This is a genomic window from Pseudozobellia sp. WGM2, from assembly GCF_017810075.1.
Taxonomy (GTDB): Bacteria; Bacteroidota; Bacteroidia; order Flavobacteriales; family Flavobacteriaceae; genus JADNYK01.
The window spans coordinates 101985-122283 of the sequence record NZ_JADNYK010000006.1; the positions used below are offsets into that span (position 1 = coordinate 101985).

The window sequence follows — 20299 nt, forward strand, 5'->3', positions numbered from 1 at the left end:
CTAAGCGGTTTCTAAAAATGTAGATACCGTCTTTAATATGGTCTTGAAATTCTCATCGTAACTAGAATCTCCGACCTCTAATTTTGCTTTGTGCTCTTCGGCAAATTCGAACGTTTTTTTCATGCCCAAAACACTGAACTTGTATTTAAGCTTATGTACGATTTCTGCCGCTGCGCGAGGTTCATCTATTTTTATGTGGTAGAGATATCTGCCCAGATCCCAAGTGAACTCGGTACGCATAATAGCAACGAACTTCTTTCTAAATTCGAAATCTTGAGTACCTACCAAATCTACCACATAGTCTAAATTTGGTATTTCTCGCAAATATTGTTCTTGTACATCCATAGCTAAAAGAGCCTATACTCAGATAAAATGTTGCAATACATCTTACAAACGATTCAAAGGTAAGAATTTTACTACTTAAAATTGAGTTTTGTTGTCAAATTAGTCATTATGGTAGGTGTTCTTAGGGGTTATTGTGGTTTGTTAACTGACCTATAAATAACGGACATATCGCCCCTCTAGTATTCACCGACTATAACCCATATGTTTTTCGAATAGTAAGATACTAAGAAATTGATCTTTAAATTGAGATATTTTTGGGTTTGTTAAAGTAGGAACACATCCCATCAGAAGGCCTAAATCAATAGGCGATGATGCCTAATCCATAAATAAACTTCACAGATTTCAATTGCCCCAGATACGACCCCAAAGTGCTTTTAATAGTCGTTTTGCATCTTCAGTTTTCCTTGGAGTTTTGATAACATTGACACCTTCTGTTGTTTTTTCTAATTTGTAGCTAAATGCAAATTGGGTCTCGTTGGGATCAAGACTGACCAGGCCGAAACGAAGATCATTAAAAAAAAGACCGTCCTCTGTTTTTGATATCGTATACCACCCTTCTGCAATCGCTATAAGACGATTGATTTTACTGTTTGTGGCTAGGCTATCTAAATAGTCATGGTTTTTAGGATACCTCTTAAAAGATATTCGCTCCGTATCAAAAAATGAATAGTTACCGATGAGATAGGCATCGCCCACATCAATATTGGCCATCCATAAAATGCTATTAAAAGGTGACGGCCGAGTATCTATTTTATAATATGTTATATTTTGCTCGTCAAGAGCTTTTAGAAACTGATTATAGCCAAGACCTTTCAAAATCAAGGTCAATATCAAATAGAACGCGCTAATGAACAATCCTAACCTATTGTACTTTTTTCGTTTTTGCGATGTTCTTTTTTGAAACATCGCCAGAATCACAAAGACCAGAAATGGCAGCGTATAAAGCGGATCTATGACGAAGATGTTCTGAAAGGCCAACCGAACATCAAAAGGCCAGAAAAGTTGGGTTCCCCAAGTTGTAAAAGCATCGAGAATCGGGTGCGTGAACAGCCCCCAGAACATAAGCCAAGCCCATTCTCTCCAACTTGCCTCTCTTTTTCGCTCCAATTTTGAGATGACCCAGCCGAAAACGGGGGCGAAAACTATTGAAAAAAAAACGGAATGACTGAAACCTCTATGCACCTCTGTAGCTGTAACCGTATCGAAAAAGTAATTGGCAAGAACATCTAAGTCAGGTATTGTACCGGCAATAGCCCCATAAAGCATAGCCTTATTGCCCACTTTTTTGCCCAACACCGCTTCACCTACGGCGGCACCAAGAACGATTTGGGTCAGCGAATCCATATATCATGAAGTTTAGTTAGTCGACTATTTCCATTTTCTTCAACAAGAACGAGGCATTCATATTTTGACAGACCCCTTCTTTAAATTTGTAATCAAAATGAAGTTCATTATCTATTATTTCCGCATCAAAATAATGGTTCTCAACTTGCGGTAATTCATCAGCAACCTCGCAAAGACTAAGATCATGTGTAGCAATGATTCCTGTGGACTTTGAACTGACCAAACGCTCTACAAATTTACGACTGCCTTTCGCCTTATCTGTGCTGTTGGTACCTTTCAAGATTTCATCAAGTACAATAAAATAGCGGTCGGTCTGAATTTCATCGACTATAAACTTTAACCTTTTCAATTCAGAGAAAAAATAAGACTCGTCGTCTGTCAACGAATCGGTAGTTCGCATGCTGGTAATTAATTTGATCGGATTGTAATTCACTTCTTTCGCACAGACCGGAAGACCCAGATTGGCCATTACAATTTCAAGGGAAACAGTACGTAGAAAGGTACTTTTGCCTGCCATGTTCGCTCCTGTGACAATGAAAAACTGTTCATTATCTATCTTGAAATCATTTAAAACGCTCTGTTCCGGATTCAATAAAGGGTGCCCGGTACTTATGGAGTTTAAGACCGAACCTTCGGTCTGGATTTTGGGGAATGTATAAGAGGGGTGGTTAAAGGCAAAATTGCCCATACTATTATAAGCATCGAAAAAAGCGATAGCCTGAAACCATTTTTCGGTATATGATCCATATTTTTGTATCCACTCTTCTATCTGGTAGCAGTGGCTAATGGTACGTAAGAATAACCCATTACCGAAAATAAAGTAAACCATGTTGCCCACTTTATCTAAGTTGTACAATAGTTTTGAAAAACGCTCGGTAACTTCAGAAACCTTGAACTTCTCAGAAGTGATATTCAATTTTTGAGATTTTAATATCTCAGAATCGAAATTCTCTTTTTCTATAAGCACCAATAACTTATTGTACTGCTGAAATACACTTTGCACCTTGGATGCACTTTCCGCTAAAAAAATAATTTTTTTAATATAAATACCGGTAATTCCCATCCCTATGGCCCACCATATTATCAATACGGTTTCCGGAATAAAATCCATAAAATAAAGTATGAACCAACCTATACTGAGAACCGAAAAAATATACGGAAGAACCTTCATTACTTTTGGCACGAACTGTTTATGGTTTTCAAGCCAATTTATAATACTTTCTGTATGGGTCGTGGTCTTTGCCAAGGTAGCTATGGCCGAAAATTTTTGACGCCATTCGTGCAGTTGTGAAAGCTCTTTAACGGCCTCTTGTTTCTTCTCTATTGCTACAACATCGTTTGATTTGAGCAGTCTTGCAAAAATCTCACTCCCCTGTTTAAGGGCTGTACGATTGACATATTGATAGAATGAACCTCTGCCGAACAGATCAATATCTTGGCTAAAATAGTGTGTTGGGTCTTTAAACTCATTTCCTTCCGGTAGGTCATGAAAGTTACGCGCCAAGACCTTCATCTCGGTTTTATTAATATTGATGAGCGATTTTAGTAAATCGCTTTGGTATTGCAAGTTACTATGCCTTGTCACCAAAAAAAGAAATAATGCTACGGTTACCAGTAAAACGATCAATATCAATTTCGCCTGCGGAGCCACAAAGTAAACAACAACTATTGCTATACAAAAAATGGCCAATCGCAACATACTGGAAGCATACAGGCGCTTTTTCACACTAGCCAATTGATGTTCATATTTTTCTATTTCGGCCGTGTAAAAAGAAGACAGTTCGTTCATGTAGTCTCTGCGTTTTTTATTGCCGATAAAGATAAGCCTTCTCTATCAGTCTAGGGAAAGCCAAACCGCTTAACCGAAGAATAAGTCAAATTGTTTTGAACTAAATGATGGTATCATCAGATAGATACCGCCCAGTCTCGCAACGTCATACTACTAATATTAGAACGTACTAAACAATTTAGTTATCGCCAGACTTTACTTATCGAGATGATCATATTCCGATTTAAGTTTCTTTGTAAATTTAGAAACTACGAGCTCGTAAGAATGATCGATAAGTTCAGAAATCAATTTTGGGGGCACTTCGTTCAGTATTATAGTATTCCAGTGTACTTTGCTCAAGTGGTAGCCCGATAAAATTGCTCCGTCATATTCTTCACGAAGTGCGATTGCCCGTTCTGGATCGCATTTCAGATTTACTTGAGGTGGCAGTCTTTCCAAACCGGTCAGGGCAAACATTTTGCCCATCACTTTAAAGACCAAAGTATCGGGACCAAACGGCAATTCTTCGGTCACTCCCTTTTTGGTTAAACAATAATCACGAAATAGCTCAATGTTCATGACTTTAAAGATTTTGACTTGACCCTATCTAAAAGAGGTTGTACGCTCGACCAATGATATCGGGTTTTTATGATTTGACGGTCGCCAATGTCATTTCCGGGTATGGTCTCTACCACTTCTCCGCCTAAAGATTTGTAAAAATGGTGAGCAGCTGTATTCTGTTCAAGCACCCAAAGGTACATGCCCGAATCGGTATGATTAACTTTAATTTCTTTGGCAATCATAGCGATCAACTGGCTACCGACCCCCATTCCCTTGAGTTCAGAAGATACGTGTAGATTATCGACCAATGTTCCATACTTTTCACTATCATCAAAGTAAGCGCAGATAAAACCGACCAAAGAACTTTGATGAATCGCCAACAACACTTGTTGATTGGCTTTTGGGTTGTTCAAGCGTTCTGACCAAACTTTTATTCGGTCTTCACGGGCAAGATTATCTAAATACTCATCACTAAAGGCTCCACGGTAGTTCTGTTGCCAACTTCTGGCGTGCAACTCGGCTATTGCTTTACTATCTTTTATTGTGGCCTTTCTGAACTCCAACATGGTTTAATCTTGAACTCCCATAGAATCGTAAACGATAACCTTCGTCCATAAATCTGCTGATTCTTCAATAAACAGTTTATGGGGCGGTTCATCTTGATAGTTTTGTTGTGCTTCGGCCGATTCAAAAGTGACAATTAAAGAGTAAGTGAACGAACCATCGACAACATCACGGCTCGCCCTAGGTGGTTTACCTATAAAGTTGGTCTTGGCATAGGCTGAGTTATCTAGAAACTTTTGCAATGAAGTCTCAAAAGCCTTTCGGTCTTCTTGGCTGTCAGGGTTCTTTAACCAGAAAAAAACGGTATGGGTAAAATTAGGGTCAAATTCTCTCATTTCATCTGTTGTTTGGCCATAGGTGACTATAGCAAGGGTTAAAAATAAAATAGTAGTTGTAATTTTTTTCATAGCTCAATAATACTTTATTTCTCTAGTAGTTCTTTTTGTTTTTCCGAAACTTCAATACTGGAGTAATCTAACTTCCATCCAATGGTTTCCACAATTTTTTCAATTAACAAAACGGCTTGAATGGCTTCTTTTCGAGCGGTTTCCATTAATCCGCTTTCAGGGATTTTTTCTCGTATATGTTGCTTGGCCTCTTTGTTCAATAGCGTCAGATCATCAGGGGAGAAGAAATTGAACATTCCGCTTTGAATGTCATAAAACTGAATATCGGGCTCGATAGAAAGTATTTCAGGTTCCGGAAAGTTCGTCATGATAATTCTCTTGTTCGCATTATCGGCCCGAATTTCGATTTTCTTTAGGTCATAACCGATTTGAGCTTTGGCATTAATGACCATCAACGCCTTTTTCTTGCTGGTCACCAAGCTCATAAAATGTTCTTTGATGTTTTCGTAGCGATAGATTTCGGCAAAATCACCCTCTACCGATACCAACTTACAAACCGTTCGAATCTTTTCGAGCAATACCTCAGATTGGTGTTCCGTTGCCTCTTTGCTCTTCTTCTTGTTAAAAAAAGAGAACACCCAATACATAAGAATGGCCCCGAGTATGAGCCCTAAAAAAGAATCGAAGATAGTATCCATTTTTTATTTTCCTATTTCACCCAAATGGGTAAACTTAAAGCCTTTGTTATATTTTAATCCGTACCCGAAAACACGATCCATGGCCGAATGCGAAAATAAGATAATACCGACCAATTGCCATTCGGGTTGTGAAAGATAACTTGCTAAAACATAAATTGCAATGGCCACCCCCTTATGATGAAAAAGATTGTACACCAGAGCACCTACTTTATCATTAAATAAATAGCCCAGCATACCGATATCAGGTATTAATAAAAGCACTAAAAACCACCACCATTGATACGGCAGCATACCGAACAAATATATGCCAAGCGCGAACATGGCCAACTCCTCTAATTTAAGGATACCTTTCATGACTCTTCTATTTCGTAAAGTACCGGCCGACTGGGGCACGCATCATTCTCAAAAGCGGCCATTTGAAGGTTCAAGAAATATAGACCGTCTTTTATACCGTCGGGCACATAAATAAACTCTGTAATCGTAGCCTGTTTACGCAACTGACCGTCAAAAGCCCAAAAGGTTTTGTGGGCCTGTAAAAGTCCATCATCTTTTTCTTTGTCTACCGAAGGTAGGTCAATCAATAAATGGTTTACTCCTTTCTCCAATACTAATTCTACGGCCTCTTGTAGAAGAAACGGCGGATTGGTATGTGAATACTGCTTCGACAACTTAATACGTTCATTCGGCACCGTTCGAATAATCAGAGCTTCTACAGATTCACTCTCAATGGCCAAATCAAGTATATGCCTAGAAATCACCCAATCGTCACCTTGAAGTTCAGGAACCACCGTAACCAATTCGGCCAAATAGAAATAGGTGTTCAAGTTTTGATTGACCGAATGAAACTCGGCGGTAATATGCCCAACACACTCGGTGTGGGTACCGTGGGCATGCGGATTGAACCAAATATCATTAAAATTGGTAGAGCTACCTTCGGAAACCTTTCCTATAAATTCATCCTCTCTGTGCGGCTCTATTTTTGGATGGTCTATATACCATGCATTTACATTTTGCGCGTCGCCCCGAATAGATATGGAAATATCGAGCGGTCGTGCCAAATCAATCGTGTATTTTTTCTTATCGAGTTCTATGGATGCCTTCATCATTTACAAATCTTCTATTTGAAACTATATTCACGATAAATTAAGCATAAATAAATCTGCAGCGATTCCATCGGCTAAAAATTTTCCTTTTTTGGTCGTTAACAGGATGTCGCCATCCAAATAAAGCAAATGCTCTTCAATATGCTTTTTCGATTGGTTGAGTGCATACTCCTTATATTTTTCTCCGTATTCGGAAGCTATCCTACCCATCGATACGCCCCAAACCGTGCGTAGACCGGTCATTACGTATTCATTGTACCGATCAGTAGTTGATAGAATTTCAGTTTCAATAGGTAATTCACCTTTTTCAATAGCTCTTAAGTATTTCGGATTGTTATTGACGTTCCAACCTCTTCGAACTCCATCGAAAGAATGTGCCGAGGGGCCAATACCTAGGTACTTTTTCTGCTGCCAATAGGCCGTATTGTTCTTTGACAAATAATCGGGTTTGCCGAAATTCGATATTTCATAGTTTTCAAATCCGGCAGCTTGTAAAGTCTCTACCAGAATATGAAATTGGGCTTGCGCTACCTCATCATCTACATTTTTGACCACCCCTTTTTTGATAAATGTGGCCAAGGCGGTATGGGGTTCGACCGTAAGAGCATAACTCGAGATATGTGGAATGTCAAAAGAAAGTGCTTTATCTATATTTTGTTTCCAGCGCTCATTGCCCATATCTGGCATGCCGTAAATCAGGTCGATAGAAATATTATCAAAAAAACGCTTTGCAGTCGCTAACGATTTCACGGCTTCTTCCGCAGAATGGGCCCGGTTCATCAACTTTAAATCTTCCTCAAAAAAAGACTGTATACCGATACTCAGTCGATTAATTGGACTTTCAGCTAGCGCGATTATTTTTGCTTCGGATAAATCATCGGGGTTGGCCTCTAAAGTTATTTCCGGATTTTCGCATACCTCATAGTGACTATATACCGAATCGATAATGGACTGTATTTCTGCCGTTTTTAAAACGCTCGGCGTGCCACCACCAAAATAAATGGTCTCGACCACAACATTCGAAAATTCATCTTTTCTAAGAAGCAATTCTTTCCTCAATGCCTCGACCATTGCCTCCTTCTTTCCCATAGACGTAGAGAAATGAAAATCACAATAGTGACAAGCTTGTTTGCAAAAAGGAATATGAATATAAATGCCGCTCATTTTTTTTTATTTGCTGATGGTTATTAGTTTTAAGTTTATAGTTAGTAGCCCATGATATTATAATAAAGGCAACCCATTATACATCACAACCCATATAAAAAGGGCACCTAATGAGATACCAAGCATGAAACCTGTAAAACCAACAATTTTCTGACAATCTTATATTCAACCAACTTGGGCTTAAAGGTGAGCAAAAGAATAAAATACATTGTAATAAGAATTACACAAATTATAGCACCTAAAGAAAATGACAAAATGATATTTATTGATTTATAATCAATATCGATAAAATAGTAATTACAAACCCGAACAAGGCAATTTGAACACCATGCACAAAATAAATTAACTTCAATATCCTATCTATATTGAAACCTTCATTTTCGTCCAGACACTACAGATTAAAAAACATCTCACGACACTTCACATTTAAATTATACTTTTATCGATTCACTTAATCTAATACGCACTACGAGCTTCTATTCAACACAACTCATAACTTAAAACTTAAAACTCGTAACTAAGTCACCCCCTTTTCACCCTTTTTGCATTCTGTTTTACAAAAGCTTCCCAACCTGTATAATTTTTACCGACATCGACTCTGCCCTCATTATAAAAATGACAAACGGCAGCTGCCAGACCATCGGTACTATCCAAATTTTTGGGTAAGGTCTTTAGCCCCAATGTACTCTGTAACATTCTTGCTACCTGCTCTTTGCTCGCATTACCATTGCCCGTTATCGCCATTTTAATTTTCTTGGGAAGATATTCCGTGATAGGTATTTGCCTCGACAAACCGGCAGCCATGGCAACCCCCTGAGCCCTGCCCAACTTGAGCATCGATTGCACGTTTTTACCAAAAAATGGTGCTTCGATGGCAATTTCATCAGGGTGGTAGGTATCTATCAGTTCAATAGTACGTTCGAAAATCAATTTTAATTTGGTATAGGGGTCATCGTATTTCTTTAGCAAGAGCTCGTTCATTTGAATGAATTCCATTTTTTTGCCCACCACTTTTATGAGTCCGAAACCCATGATGGTCGTACCGGGATCAATACCTAATATGATTTTTTCTTTCGTCAAATTTTAATGGTTAATAAGGTAAAAAATGAGTTTGCAAGACATTACAGACCTTGATTATTGCGGACTTAAAACTATGGGAATACGAAACTTGGCCTTTACCGGAATACCTCTTTTGAGGGCCGGTTTTATTGACGGTAGGCTGTCGAGACCTTGTTGAATATGACCTTTAAATTCAGGTATGAGTTCATTAATATTATCAGGACCATGAACGGCCACAAGACTTACTGAACCACTCGCTTCCATCAAAAAATCGACATAAACGGTATCGTTAACTTCCCCCTCTAGAACCAGTTCAGTTTCTTGCAAGGTATTCGATAAATAATCAAGAAAGGTTTCAGTGAAGCAGGCTCTTTGTTCCGTTTTGGCAACAGTTTCGTCACAAGCTTCGAAGAGTGGGTATTTGTCTACATCTTCCCAGTTGATACTAAGAATTTCTTCATTGACCAATTCACGGGTCTTCTTTTCGCGTGAGGCGGTCCAGTTGCACCCTGTCAAAAAACAAAGAAGTAATAATGTTATAAGGTATCGCATTGCCCAGAATTCTAAGACGCCTTTTATTAAATGCCCCTTTTACCTAGTTCTACTTCAAAAATAGCATAATAAAATTCTAATCTCTCATTTAGGAAAGTTCTGTTACTTAAATTAAGGCTTTAGGTATTTCAATTCGCCAAAAAATGAATCTCCTGCTTTAATTGAGAAATACGTTTGGCCACCATCTGACCCATATAATCATCTCTTTTAGCAAAACGCCCGACGAACTTCTCGTAAAACTGCAATTTGGTCTTCGGATCTTCGTAGAGTTTATCGGCAACCGTACAAACATTGTAGTAAATAAAGGCATCATCTGGATCTTCTTGATGGGCTAATTTATAATATTCGAAAGCTGACTTGATGTTATCTTTGTTTCTGGCAATACCCGCTAAAGCCACATATTCCTCAGCCAAAAATGGTTTTTGAACCGCGATTGATTCTTGAATGTAATACTGGGCACTATCAATTTGACGGTCTTTCAAGAACACTTGGCCTAAATTGAAATAGGCCTCCGAGTTTTCATCGTTCAGGTGTATTACCGTTTTGTATGCACTTTTTGCCTTTTCAAACTCCCAATTCTTAAAATAACAATATGCTAATTTTTCGTAGATAAACTCTTTCTCTTCACCAAGTTCGACCAATCGTTCAAAAAGAGGCAATGCTTTCTGGTATTCGTCATTATTGTAATAAGCCAAGGCCTGTAAATTGATGAGCGAAACATCATCAGGGTATACCGTAAGCCCTTGGTTTAAATAGGTAAGGGCAGTTTCCTTTTCTCGCTTGGTGACAAAGTATTTACCCAGTTGAAACAAACTTCTCAAATGTGTGCTATCTTTCTCGATTGCCCTTTTATATGAATTTAAACTACTTGCGGGTTGCTCTAGCTCGCTGAAAATTTTACCTAAATAAAAATGGTATTCAGGGTTTTCATCATTCTCAGCTATCAATTTTGAGAACAATTTACGCCCTTCTTCGTAGGCGTTGGTTTTCAAGTATAATTTACCTAACTCAAAACCTGCAACCTGTGCTTCAGGGTTCTTGACAACTATATCTTCGTATTGGGCAATGGCCTTGTCGAACCTACCCAAAGCACTGTAGGACCGTGCAATTTGAAGGCTTGCATTTTGCTCGTTCGACTGTACGTAATTATTAATGGCCTGCGTATAATTACCTAGAGCATATAGACTGTCGGCAATGGTAAAATTAGCACGCTTTTGATTAGAAGAAAGTGATTGCCCCTCTACTTCAAATGCAAGGGTTACTGTGATAGACATTATAAAAACCCGCAAGTCCGTCATCTTTACGATTTTCATTTTTCAAATAAATGTACTATTGCCTGGTTAAATCTATCGCCTTGCTCAAGAACTCATCTTCTCCTGATTTAACTCCTTCAATTGTCTTAGAGAGATAGATATCGGGAAGAACACCAATGGCATGATGCTGTGAACCATCATGTTTCACTACTTTCATACCCGTCCAACTAATTCGATATCCGCCAGGAAGTTCAAAAGAATTTACATTGCCATTCGTTCCGGCTGTTGGTTGACCAATAATAGTGGCTAAATCGTAACCTTCGATATAACCCATAAAGCTCTCGGCATAACTAATGGCCCTACCATCTGTAATAAAGATAATTTGCTTATCACCCAAATAAGGTTCTTTAGCTTTCATTTTCCAGTTCAACTCTTCATATTCTGTCAAGTTCTTTTGGTCAGGAAAACTTATTTTCGGTACCTGCATCCAAGACTCGGTGGTATCATTGGACTTCAATAAATGGCTAATAAAATCATGGTTACCATTGGGATAACCCCGCATATCACATATAATCGATTTGTAGTTTTTTATCTGTGGTAATAACTCATTGATTTTATCCATCGGAAGGAGGTCTAAATTCAAATAGAACACACTATCGTTAATCACTTGGTAGGACTCTTTTTTTGGAAGAGCGGAACGTCTCTCTCTATAAAAATCTTTATCTCTGTTGAGTTCAATTTCCTTTCCATTAACTCTCAGGGTAATTTTACTACCCTTAGGGCCAAATAGACTTATATCTTTAGATCTATATTCTAACCAGCCCTTCGTACCTGCTGATATTCTTGAATCGACTTCTTTGAAATAGTCTTGGGAATTCTGTTTATTAATATGGGTAACTTCATCTCCTATCTCAAGCTCTGAAGATTCTTCGAACAGATGTGTGATGATTAGTTTGTCTTCTACCCACTCCCAAGTAATGGGAGGAGTAAAAAATTCGACTAAATCGTGCCTAACACCAACGTGTCCATCTTTCAGCAGCGCAGTAAATTTTTCTAGGGTAATCAAATGGTCTTCGTCGGTTTCATCTGTAAAGGACCTTTTTAGCGCCTCTTCTAAAGCGGCTTCCCAATCGACATCGACCACATCAAAATAGGGAAAGAAATGTTGTAATACATTGAAGGTGTTAATTACATTCCCTAATCGAACGGAAAGTTGAGTTGGGTCGACAGCACTATCTTCAACTTCCTTTTTTAATGACTTTAATTTTATATTATTTCCCAGCGGAAAAGTATGGTCCTTATTGGCATAAAGTACAAGAGGAATTTGGCAGAACAGGTTCTTTCCGATTTCTTCTTCTATCAACTCTCCAAATCGTGGTTGATAATCAAAAACCGGTGTTCCCTTTTCTTCTTTTACATCCCCCAAAAATTCAATTACGGCTGCTTTTTCCCCTTCATATTTAACTGTTGTACCTGTTTCAAAAGCATAACCATTACCCGCTCTTGTCCATTGAACACCGTCCGTTTTACTACCTAATTTTTCACTTTCAAAATCACTGTTCTTTATGGGAATGTTTACCCAATCGTCTCCCTCTTTATATTCAAGCCTGACATTATCAAAATATAGCATCCCTTTCCCCTGAAGAAAACACCCTAGAAAAAGTGATTGCGCCAAGGAGTCAACTTGCCCTGTAATCTCATACTGGCGCCATTCAGTGCCTTTTATCGGCCTAGCCCCCATATTATCGAAGAAACCCATTGAACCATCTGAATTATCGACCCTGAACCACAAGTTTCCTGTTCCGGTAGAACCCTCTTCCATTTTGACCCAAGCAGAATATCTAAATTCCTTTTTCTTGTACTTATCCGCTCCTATTACAGTCATCACATTGCCAAACCGATCAGCATTTTCAGTTTCAAACATGCGGTTGACGCGTACACTTATATAGGGCCTTCCCTTGGTCATCATACCCGTACTTACACCTTTGTGTTGCCAATATGCCAATTCATAATTCTCGGGATTTTGAGGTTTTATAATAGACACATCGAATTTTGAAGGCTGTTTGCCGATTTCAAAATTTGCGGAAGGTGCTATAGGACCGAACAACTCTTTTAACGTTGTCAGCATTTGGTCTTTAGAATCGCACTTTTCGATTTGTGATGCCCCATAAATGGAAAACCTATTCCAATCAAAATCTGAAGCTTCATCACTCGGATGAAAATACTTGATGTAACCGTACGTTTTCGCAAACGTTTTGAGGTTATTGATTTGTTGCTCACTCTGTGAAGAAACGGTCAAGCTACATAAAACCATCACCGCTATTAAAAGAATATTTCTCATGGCTTGTATTAAATTTCTTATAAATTAAATTTTATAGCCATTGAATTAAAAAATTTAACTTCAATTTCACGTATTTTCTAATGGGCTTGAGATGAGATTTTACTGTAATTTAAATGTTATAGGTACCGAATACGCTACCGCCACACTTTCCCCACTGTTCTTAGCCGGTTGCATTTGCGGTAATTTCTTAATGATTCTTAAGGCTTCTTGCTCTAAAGAAGGATCCGGGCCTCGATAGCGAATGCCTTGAATGCTTCCATCTTCGGCAATGGTGAACATTATGGCTACCCTACCCTGTATACCTGTTTCTTGAGCATCTTGGGGGTACCTGAAATTTTTACCAATGTATTTTTGTATACTTTTTGTAAAACAATCCTTTGGATAAGCGGCATCTTCACAACCAGGATAAATAGGAGCTTCATCAACTGTGGCAAAAGGCACTATATTCAAATTATCCATTACGTCATCCATAGACATGCGCTGCGGGTTATTAGTTGACATTTCCACATTTGCCCCTAAGGCGTTGGTTTGAGACAATTTAAACTCAATTGGTATCGAAAAGGGCACCTTTGTGACTTTACCTTCATGCCTACCTGGTTCCATTTGTGGCAAACGAGCAATGATTCTTTCGGTCTCCTCTTCCAAAAGTGGGTGTGGACCTCGTTTTCTTATATTAGTAATACTTCCGTCTTCATTTATCGTGAACATCACAGATACTCGTCCCTGAATGCCCTGCTTTTGTGCTTCTTCCGGATACCTGAAATTTTTGCTTATATGCCTTTGTATTTTTTCTTGAAAACAAGCCCTAGGGTCCGCCGCATTTTCACAACCGGGAAATATAGGCACTTCATCTACCGAGGCAAAGGGAACATCTTCACCATAGCCAACAGCTACCATACTGTTTGAGCTATGGTCAAAAATATTAAAGTCACCATCTAAAACTTTAGACTCCAATTGCATTTGTGCCCTTATAGGCACTCCGTTGGGGCCAGAGATAAACGAACTCTCGTTCGGTGGGTTGGTAAATCTAATCGTGGTATGATTATCTTTCAAGACCAACTTCCAATCCCCTCCCTGCTTGGAGTTCTCCATTAGTCGAATGTAAAAATCTTGTTCTTCTTCCGCCGTAAGACTTTCCACATCGTTTACCGATATGGTATTCGTAGAAATCTCTTCCTGTAAATCTCGTTCACAAGAGGTATAGAACAAAATACCCAACAACATTGGCACCAAAGCCAAATATTTTAATTTCCAGATTTTTTTCGATTTTGATTTTTGTAACATGACTATTCGTTTTTTGATTAATGATGATTTAAAAAATTGATTGATGAAAGAGATGTCTTGGGTCTGAAAGACCTGCGACAACAGCAGCTCGTAATGCTCCTTTTTATTTGTCTTCGCAACTTCTGCATCGGCAATAAACTCGTGCAGTTCTGATACCCTGTTTTGATACACATAGACCAGCGGATTGAACCAGCCCACGATACGCATCAATTCAAAAAATAGAAGGTCGTAGGTATGTCTCTGACGAATATGAACCAGTTCGTGCTTGATAATATTTTCGTGTTCCGTCTCCAACACCTTGTCACCCAGAAAAATGGACTTGAAAAAAGAGAACGCCATATGGCTATTAGCAATGACAATGCGAGTAAAATCTTTAAAATAATAAATATTGGCACCCTTTCTCAGTCGATACAGACGCCACATCTTATGTGCGAACAAAAACATGGCTACCATTACCCCACAGATAAACAAACCTTCGCCCCAAGAGATATCGAAAGGTGAACTTTCAGTGGCAGCCACAACAACAGCATCACTAGCACCCCATAGGTATTCGGGGTACACGTAATACCTATCGGGCACGGTAGTTTTTAGGGCTTCAATTTTTACCCAGGGTAAAACCATCGATAGAACATAGGTGCCAATTAGGTAAAATCTATTCCATTGAAAGAAAGTCTCCCGCTTTAAAAAGAAATCATAGATGATCAAGAACACCAATTGAAAGGCAATGCATTCTAAAATGTACTGTACCATGGCCATAAATTTTATTTGTCCGATTTTTGATTTTGTTCCTCAGTTTCGTCCGGTTTTTTAATATCCTTAAGTATCGATTCTAGCTCTTTCAGACTCATGTCGTTCTTTTTCATAAAGAAAGAGACCATACTTTTAAAAGAACCCTGAAAATATCCATCTACCAATTTGTTGATACTCTGATTGCTGTAGTCCGATTTTTTCACCAGAGGAAAGTACAGATATCCCTTTCCTTCCTTTTCATGGTCAACAAAGCCTTTGCTTTCCAATATCCTTACAATGGTCGACACCGTATTATAGGCCGGCTTAGGTTCTGGAAGCTCTTCAATAATCGCCGCTACATTACATTTCTCGAGTTTCCACAACATCTGCATCACCTCTTCTTCTGCCTTTGTTAACTGTTTCATTTTATCATATTTTAAATATCCGCACAAACAAATATAACTAAATTTTTAGTTTAAACTAAATTTTTAGTTGTTAAATTTAAACCACTGTTCATTAGTCAGTTAAAACAACTTGAGATTTAAAATCAATGTTTAAGCACTGAAATAGCATCTACAAATGAAGAATTATGTAATAATTGAAAACTGTAACTTTTTCAGTTTATCTTAGTCAAACAAGAAAATTGAAATGATGGATATCGCTTTGCTTATCGTGGGCTTTGTTTTTATGATTATAGGTATTCTCGGTAGTTTTTTGCCCGTTCTACCCGGTCCGCCCTTAAGCTGGGTAGGTCTATTTTTATTGCATCTGACAATGGCGGTACCTAAAGATTGGTGGTTTCTTGGCATAACAGCAGCAATTGCACTGATAGTATTTGCGCTGGACTATGTTATACCCGCAATGGGCACCAAAAAATTTGGTGGCACTAAAGCTGGTATGATAGGCACCACTGTTGGTTTGGTGGTGGCCTTGATTTTCCCTTTTTTGGGTCCGTTCGGCATCATTATCTGGCCTTTTGTGGGAGCATTGGTAGGTGAACTCTTGAATAAGGCCGACAAAAAAACGGCGACTAAGGCCGCCTTTGGTTCGTTTTTAGGTTTTCTTACCGGCACCTTTATAAAGTTTCTAGTTGCCATTGTTTATCTCGGCCTATTCATATCTATTGCCTGGGGGCATCGTCATGCTCTTTTTTCTTTTTTCAACTGAATACCCTTAATTATGAAAAGAACAATCCTTAAAATTCTAATCGGCTTTCTATACATTATCTCCGTTGATGCTCAGGGTCTCGACACCCTCAAACTGGATGGCTTTTTCAATGCATTAGAAGTCAACGATAGGTACATGGGTAGTTTTGCCATGTCACACGAGGGAGAAATAATCTACTCAAAAGCAATCGGCTATGAGAATAGCGCTACTCAAAAGAAATCAAGTGAAGAGACTAAATATAGAATTGGTTCCATAACCAAGATGTTCACTTCTGCCCTCATTTTTATGGCCGTAGAAGAAAACAAACTTAATCTTGACCAGACCCTTGACACCTACTTTCCTAAAATAAAAAACGCTGAAAAAATAACAGTTTCCCATCTACTGAACCATCGCAGTGGAATTTTAAACTTCACCAGTGTAGATGACTACCTTGAGTGGAATACAAAGAAAAAAACTCAGGAAGAATTACTGAATATCATCATCGAATCACCAAGCGTTTTCGAGCCGGACAGCAAGGCGGAGTACAGTAACTCTAATTATGTTTTGCTCACTTTTATTTTAGAAGACGTTTTCGGCAAACCCTATGCTGAACTTGTAAAAACCAGAATTGCCCAGCCCCTTGAACTAACCCACACCAAGGTAGGCTCAAAAATAGATAGTACCAACCACGAGGCACATTCCTATTCTTATTCCCACACCAACTCTTGGAAAAAGCAACCTGAAACCGACATGTCGATTCCATCAGGTGCGGGAGCCATTATTTCAACCCCAACCGACTTGACCAAATTTGTTGAGGGCCTGTTCGCAGAAAAGCTTATATCAGTCAAAAGTCTAGACCAAATGAAGACCATTAAAGACAATTATGGTATGGGCATTTTTCAAATGCCATTCTACGGCAAAAAAGGGTTCGGACATAATGGAGGAATTGACGGGTTTTCATCTGCCTTGGGTTTTATTCCAGAAGATAACTTGGCGTTTGCACTTACCACTAATGGAAGCCGCTATTCTAACAACGATATACTAATTGCGGCCTTGAGCGCTTTCTATGGAAAACCCTTTGAAATTCCCACTTTTTCAAGCATTGAAGTAACTTCCGAAGAACTAGATACTTATTTAGGCATTTATGCGAGCGAGCAAATTCCGCTTAAAATCACCATCACCAAAAAAGACAATGTTCTCATCGGGCAGGCTACTGGGCAACCCTCTTTTACTTTGGAAGCCACAGAAAAAGATGTATTCGAATTCGCACAGGCAGGAGTACGTTTAGAATTTAATGCCGAAGAAAACACTATGCTTCTTAAACAAGGGGGAGGTGAATATAAATACACCAAAGAATACTAGCTCAGCTATCTGAACTACCTAATCTGCCCAAACTACCTTATCTTCTATAGGTCTACGTGTAGCATCTTCCAATTCGCCATCATAATGACCCATATAGAAAAAACCAAGACATTTCTCACCATCTTCCATCTCAAAAAACTCATCCATAAATTTGATGAGTGGCGGAGAACTCCAATATGAACCTATACCCATCTCTGCACAGCACAACCACATGTTCTGCACGGCCATTGCGGTTGCGGCGACTTCTTCCCATTCCGGTAGACTTTCATTTGGATCACGTTGCATACAAATAGCGATAATCGCCCCGGCCATCTTAGGGTTTTCTATAAGTTTCTTAGCCTTCATCTGCTTTGGGCTGGCCACATTCTCCATATACTTTAAAGAAAGAAATAGACCAAGCTTCTCTTTCGATTCACCCATCATTACCTTAAACCGCCAAGGTTCGGTCTTCTTATGGTTCGGTGCCCAATTGGCCGCTTGAAGAATTTTTTCAATATCGGCCTTGGCTATAGGTTTGTCGTTATATTGTGCAGGAAAGACAGAACGTCTTTTTTTAATTATATCAAATACCACAGTTGCTAATTTTACCCAAAAATACCGTTTTTCATTTGTTCCTATTGGGGCATTATGAAAAAGATAACAAAGCGGCACCCCCTACTCCAACCAACTTTTGTAATACTTGCCATCATCGATGTCTAAGGCCGTTTGGGTAAGCTTAAGCGGTTTGAAGGTATCGATCATCACCGCAAGTTCTTCAGTACCGGTTTTACCAATACTCGCTTCGTAGGTACCTGGGTGCGGACCATGGGGTATACCTGCCGGATGCAGGGAAATATAACCTTTATCGATACCTTTTCGACTCATAAAGTCACCGTCTACATAGTACAACACTTCATCGGAATCTATATTGGAATGATTGTAGGGAGCTGGAATCGCTTTCGGGTGATAATCGTACAACCTTGGGCAAAAAGAACACACCACAAATGCGTTGGTTTCAAAGGTCTGGTGTACCGGTGGCGGCTGGTGCACTCGCCCAGTAATAGGCTCAAAATCGTGAATAGAAAACCCGTAGGGAAAGTTATACCCATCCCAACCGACCACATCAAAAGGGTGTGTAGCATAAACCATATGATGCAATTGCCCTTGCTTCTTTACTTTGATTAAAAATTCCCCTTTCTCATCGTGGGCTTTCAGGTTTTGGGGCAATTTGAAATCACGCTCACAAAGTGGAGAGTGTTCTAAATGCTGACCGAACCAATTTCGATATCGTTTCGGAGTATATATGGGGTGATAGCTTTCGGTAACGAGCAACCTATTATCTTCGGTATCGAAATGAATCTGGTAAATCATCCCTCGGGGAATTACCAAATAATCTCCATATTCAAAGGGAATCTCGCCCAATAGAGTTTTTAGAACACCACTACCCTTATGAATGAAAAGTAATTCATCGGCGTCGGCATTCTTATAGAAATATTCGATCATCGATTTTTTCGGAGCGGCCAAGCCCACATGAACATCTGCATTAAAAAGTATGGTTTTTCTACTCTCTAAATAGTCGTCTTCGGGCTTAACGTCCAAACCTTTCAGAAGCCTTGATGTAATATTATATTCTACCGCAGCCCTCGGCGCAACATCCAATGTTTTACCAATCTCTTTGACTTGCGTAGGCCTGTGCAAATGATACAATAACGAAGACATACCATCAAAACCAATAGTTCCGAACAATTGCTCGTAATGAAGTGAGCCATCTTCTTTTCTGAACTGGGTATGTCGCTTATGCGGAATCTTTCCCAACTTGTGATATAAAGGCATATGTGCAGTTTTAAGTCGTTTCTTTAAAATTACAATAATTTTTATATCCTCCTTCTCACTTAAGTTCAAGTAGCAAACCTATTTATTGAATCAATAAAATTGTGATTACAGAACGTCGATTACATGTTATGATGCTAGCTTGTATCAACTAAAAAAAATGTATGAGTAACGAAAAAGAATCAAAACCGAAGTACAATTCCGAAATAACCGAAGAAGATAAAAATGTTTTGGGTGATAGAGGTGTTCGAAAAGACAATGGTGATGACCGTATGTTGCAAAATAGAAAACAACGTCTTGATTTTTCAGGAAAAGATTTAGACGTGCCAGGCAGGGCCAGTAACAACATTAAAAACTTAAAAGATGAAGAGAACAAACTGTACAGCCAAGGCAGCGAAAGCAAGAGAGGCCTGGAAGAGCCTGAAAGAGCAAATGCACCTAGAAACGAAAACGATTAAAAATCAGGTGCCGAACCATCAAGGTCCGATGAAAATAGGATAAAAAAATTGCTATGAAAAAAATGGATTCTCAAGACAGTTCTCCCGTTCATAATCCACATTCGGTTGATGAAGCGAGAAATCAGACAACGATGACCCCTAAAAATAGATTTCCTTGGGCTACCATAATTATCGTACTCATTCTTATTCTAATCGTGGGTACCATAATCTTATTGGCACAAGCATAAAAACAAATTATCATATGGAAGATAAAAAAGACAATTACATAGAGAAAAACGATAAGCAGAGCTTAAAAGAGCAAGCCATTGATGAATCAGCTACTTACGGTGAAAAAATAAATCATCAAGTGAAAGATAAAAAAGAGCATCACCAGCCCCGCGATACGGCATAAGATATTTTTTTAAGTCTTAAA

The 20299-nt window shown here is 38.9% G+C and carries 23 protein-coding genes; 5 read left to right on the forward strand and 18 right to left on the reverse strand.

The genetic code is table 11. The annotated features are described in order from the left end of the window. From IV512_RS14955 to IV512_RS15030, 16 genes are all read right to left on the reverse strand, one after another. Complete coding sequence (locus tag IV512_RS14955) at window positions 1-345, reverse strand: histidine kinase (RefSeq protein WP_100869750.1); 345 nt, start codon at window positions 343-345, stop codon at window positions 1-3. A gap of 342 nt (window positions 346-687) precedes the next feature. Beyond that, complete coding sequence (locus IV512_RS14960) at window positions 688-1689, reverse strand: metal-dependent hydrolase (protein WP_209404770.1); 1002 nt, start codon at window positions 1687-1689, stop codon at window positions 688-690. Between the two features lie 16 nt (window positions 1690-1705). Continuing rightward, window positions 1706-3478, reverse strand: a complete 1773-nt coding sequence (locus IV512_RS14965) for a DNA mismatch repair protein MutS (RefSeq protein ID WP_209404772.1) — start codon at window positions 3476-3478, stop codon at window positions 1706-1708. A gap of 195 nt (window positions 3479-3673) precedes the next feature. Then, a complete protein-coding gene (locus tag IV512_RS14970) occupies window positions 3674-4036 on the reverse strand; it encodes an MmcQ/YjbR family DNA-binding protein (protein ID WP_209404774.1) in 363 nt (120 codons plus the stop codon). Beyond that, a complete protein-coding gene (locus IV512_RS14975; protein WP_209404777.1) occupies window positions 4033-4584 on the reverse strand; it encodes a GNAT family N-acetyltransferase in 552 nt (183 codons plus the stop codon). The genes IV512_RS14970 and IV512_RS14975 overlap by 4 nt, the downstream gene beginning before the upstream one ends. A gap of 3 nt (window positions 4585-4587) precedes the next feature. Next, on the reverse strand, window positions 4588-4989 hold the full coding sequence (locus IV512_RS14980) for a Dabb family protein (protein WP_209404780.1): 402 nt from the start codon (window positions 4987-4989) through the stop codon (window positions 4588-4590). Window positions 4990-5003: 14 nt separating this feature from the next. Next, on the reverse strand, window positions 5004-5627 hold the full coding sequence (locus IV512_RS14985) for a DUF4230 domain-containing protein (RefSeq protein WP_100869756.1): 624 nt from the start codon (window positions 5625-5627) through the stop codon (window positions 5004-5006). 3 nt (window positions 5628-5630) lie between these two features. Then, a complete protein-coding gene (locus IV512_RS14990; RefSeq protein WP_209404782.1) occupies window positions 5631-5981 on the reverse strand; it encodes a DUF4260 domain-containing protein in 351 nt (116 codons plus the stop codon). Next, window positions 5978-6733, reverse strand: coding sequence for a cyclase family protein (locus IV512_RS14995; protein ID WP_371743304.1), 756 nt, complete (start codon window positions 6731-6733; stop codon window positions 5978-5980). Before IV512_RS14995 ends, IV512_RS14990 begins: the two co-directional genes overlap by 4 nt. Before the next feature lie 27 nt (window positions 6734-6760). Next, window positions 6761-7894, reverse strand: a complete 1134-nt coding sequence (hemW, locus tag IV512_RS15000) for a radical SAM family heme chaperone HemW (RefSeq protein ID WP_209404785.1) — start codon at window positions 7892-7894, stop codon at window positions 6761-6763. Window positions 7895-8416: 522 nt separating this feature from the next. Continuing rightward, complete coding sequence (gene ruvC / locus IV512_RS15005; protein WP_209404786.1) at window positions 8417-8974, reverse strand: crossover junction endodeoxyribonuclease RuvC; 558 nt, start codon at window positions 8972-8974, stop codon at window positions 8417-8419. 54 nt (window positions 8975-9028) lie between these two features. After that, window positions 9029-9505 carry a hypothetical protein gene (locus IV512_RS15010; protein ID WP_209404789.1) on the reverse strand — a complete coding sequence of 159 codons (477 nt, stop codon included), beginning with the start codon at window positions 9503-9505 and terminating at the stop codon, window positions 9029-9031. A 128-nt stretch (window positions 9506-9633) separates the two neighbouring features. Continuing rightward, window positions 9634-10818, reverse strand: coding sequence for a tetratricopeptide repeat protein (locus IV512_RS15015; protein WP_209404791.1), 1185 nt, complete (start codon window positions 10816-10818; stop codon window positions 9634-9636). Window positions 10819-10834: 16 nt separating this feature from the next. Continuing rightward, window positions 10835-13099, reverse strand: coding sequence for a S41 family peptidase (locus IV512_RS15020; protein WP_209404793.1), 2265 nt, complete (start codon window positions 13097-13099; stop codon window positions 10835-10837). A 99-nt stretch (window positions 13100-13198) separates the two neighbouring features. Further along, a complete protein-coding gene (locus tag IV512_RS15025) occupies window positions 13199-15133 on the reverse strand; it encodes a M56 family metallopeptidase (protein WP_209404795.1) in 1935 nt (644 codons plus the stop codon). A gap of 11 nt (window positions 15134-15144) precedes the next feature. Beyond that, window positions 15145-15537, reverse strand: coding sequence for a BlaI/MecI/CopY family transcriptional regulator (locus IV512_RS15030; protein ID WP_100869766.1), 393 nt, complete (start codon window positions 15535-15537; stop codon window positions 15145-15147). 226 nt (window positions 15538-15763) lie between these two features. On the opposite strand from IV512_RS15030, the gene IV512_RS15035 reads away from it, so the two are divergent. Beyond that, a complete protein-coding gene (locus IV512_RS15035) occupies window positions 15764-16279 on the forward strand; it encodes a DUF456 domain-containing protein (protein ID WP_209404944.1) in 516 nt (171 codons plus the stop codon). Window positions 16280-16291: 12 nt separating this feature from the next. Further along, complete coding sequence (locus IV512_RS15040) at window positions 16292-17620, forward strand: serine hydrolase (protein WP_209404797.1); 1329 nt, start codon at window positions 16292-16294, stop codon at window positions 17618-17620. 18 nt (window positions 17621-17638) lie between these two features. On the opposite strand, the gene IV512_RS15045 is transcribed toward IV512_RS15040, so the two are convergent. Both IV512_RS15045 and IV512_RS15050 read right to left on the reverse strand, forming a co-directional pair. Further along, complete coding sequence (locus IV512_RS15045) at window positions 17639-18193, reverse strand: nitroreductase (protein ID WP_209404799.1); 555 nt, start codon at window positions 18191-18193, stop codon at window positions 17639-17641. A gap of 81 nt (window positions 18194-18274) precedes the next feature. Beyond that, window positions 18275-19432 (reverse strand): homogentisate 1,2-dioxygenase, encoded by a 1158-nt coding sequence (locus tag IV512_RS15050; RefSeq protein WP_209404801.1) that lies wholly within the window; start codon window positions 19430-19432, stop codon window positions 18275-18277. A gap of 161 nt (window positions 19433-19593) precedes the next feature. Between IV512_RS15050 and IV512_RS15055 the strand changes: the two genes are divergently transcribed. The 3 genes from IV512_RS15055 to IV512_RS15065 are packed head-to-tail and all read left to right on the forward strand — an operon-like array spanning window position 19594 to window position 20278. Beyond that, window positions 19594-19887 carry a hypothetical protein gene (locus IV512_RS15055; protein ID WP_209404803.1) on the forward strand — a complete coding sequence of 98 codons (294 nt, stop codon included), beginning with the start codon at window positions 19594-19596 and terminating at the stop codon, window positions 19885-19887. A gap of 53 nt (window positions 19888-19940) precedes the next feature. Beyond that, a complete protein-coding gene (locus IV512_RS15060) occupies window positions 19941-20114 on the forward strand; it encodes a hypothetical protein (RefSeq protein WP_157813162.1) in 174 nt (57 codons plus the stop codon). A 14-nt stretch (window positions 20115-20128) separates the two neighbouring features. Beyond that, window positions 20129-20278 carry a hypothetical protein gene (locus tag IV512_RS15065; protein WP_209404805.1) on the forward strand — a complete coding sequence of 50 codons (150 nt, stop codon included), beginning with the start codon at window positions 20129-20131 and terminating at the stop codon, window positions 20276-20278. Window positions 20279-20299: the final 21 nt, after the last annotated feature.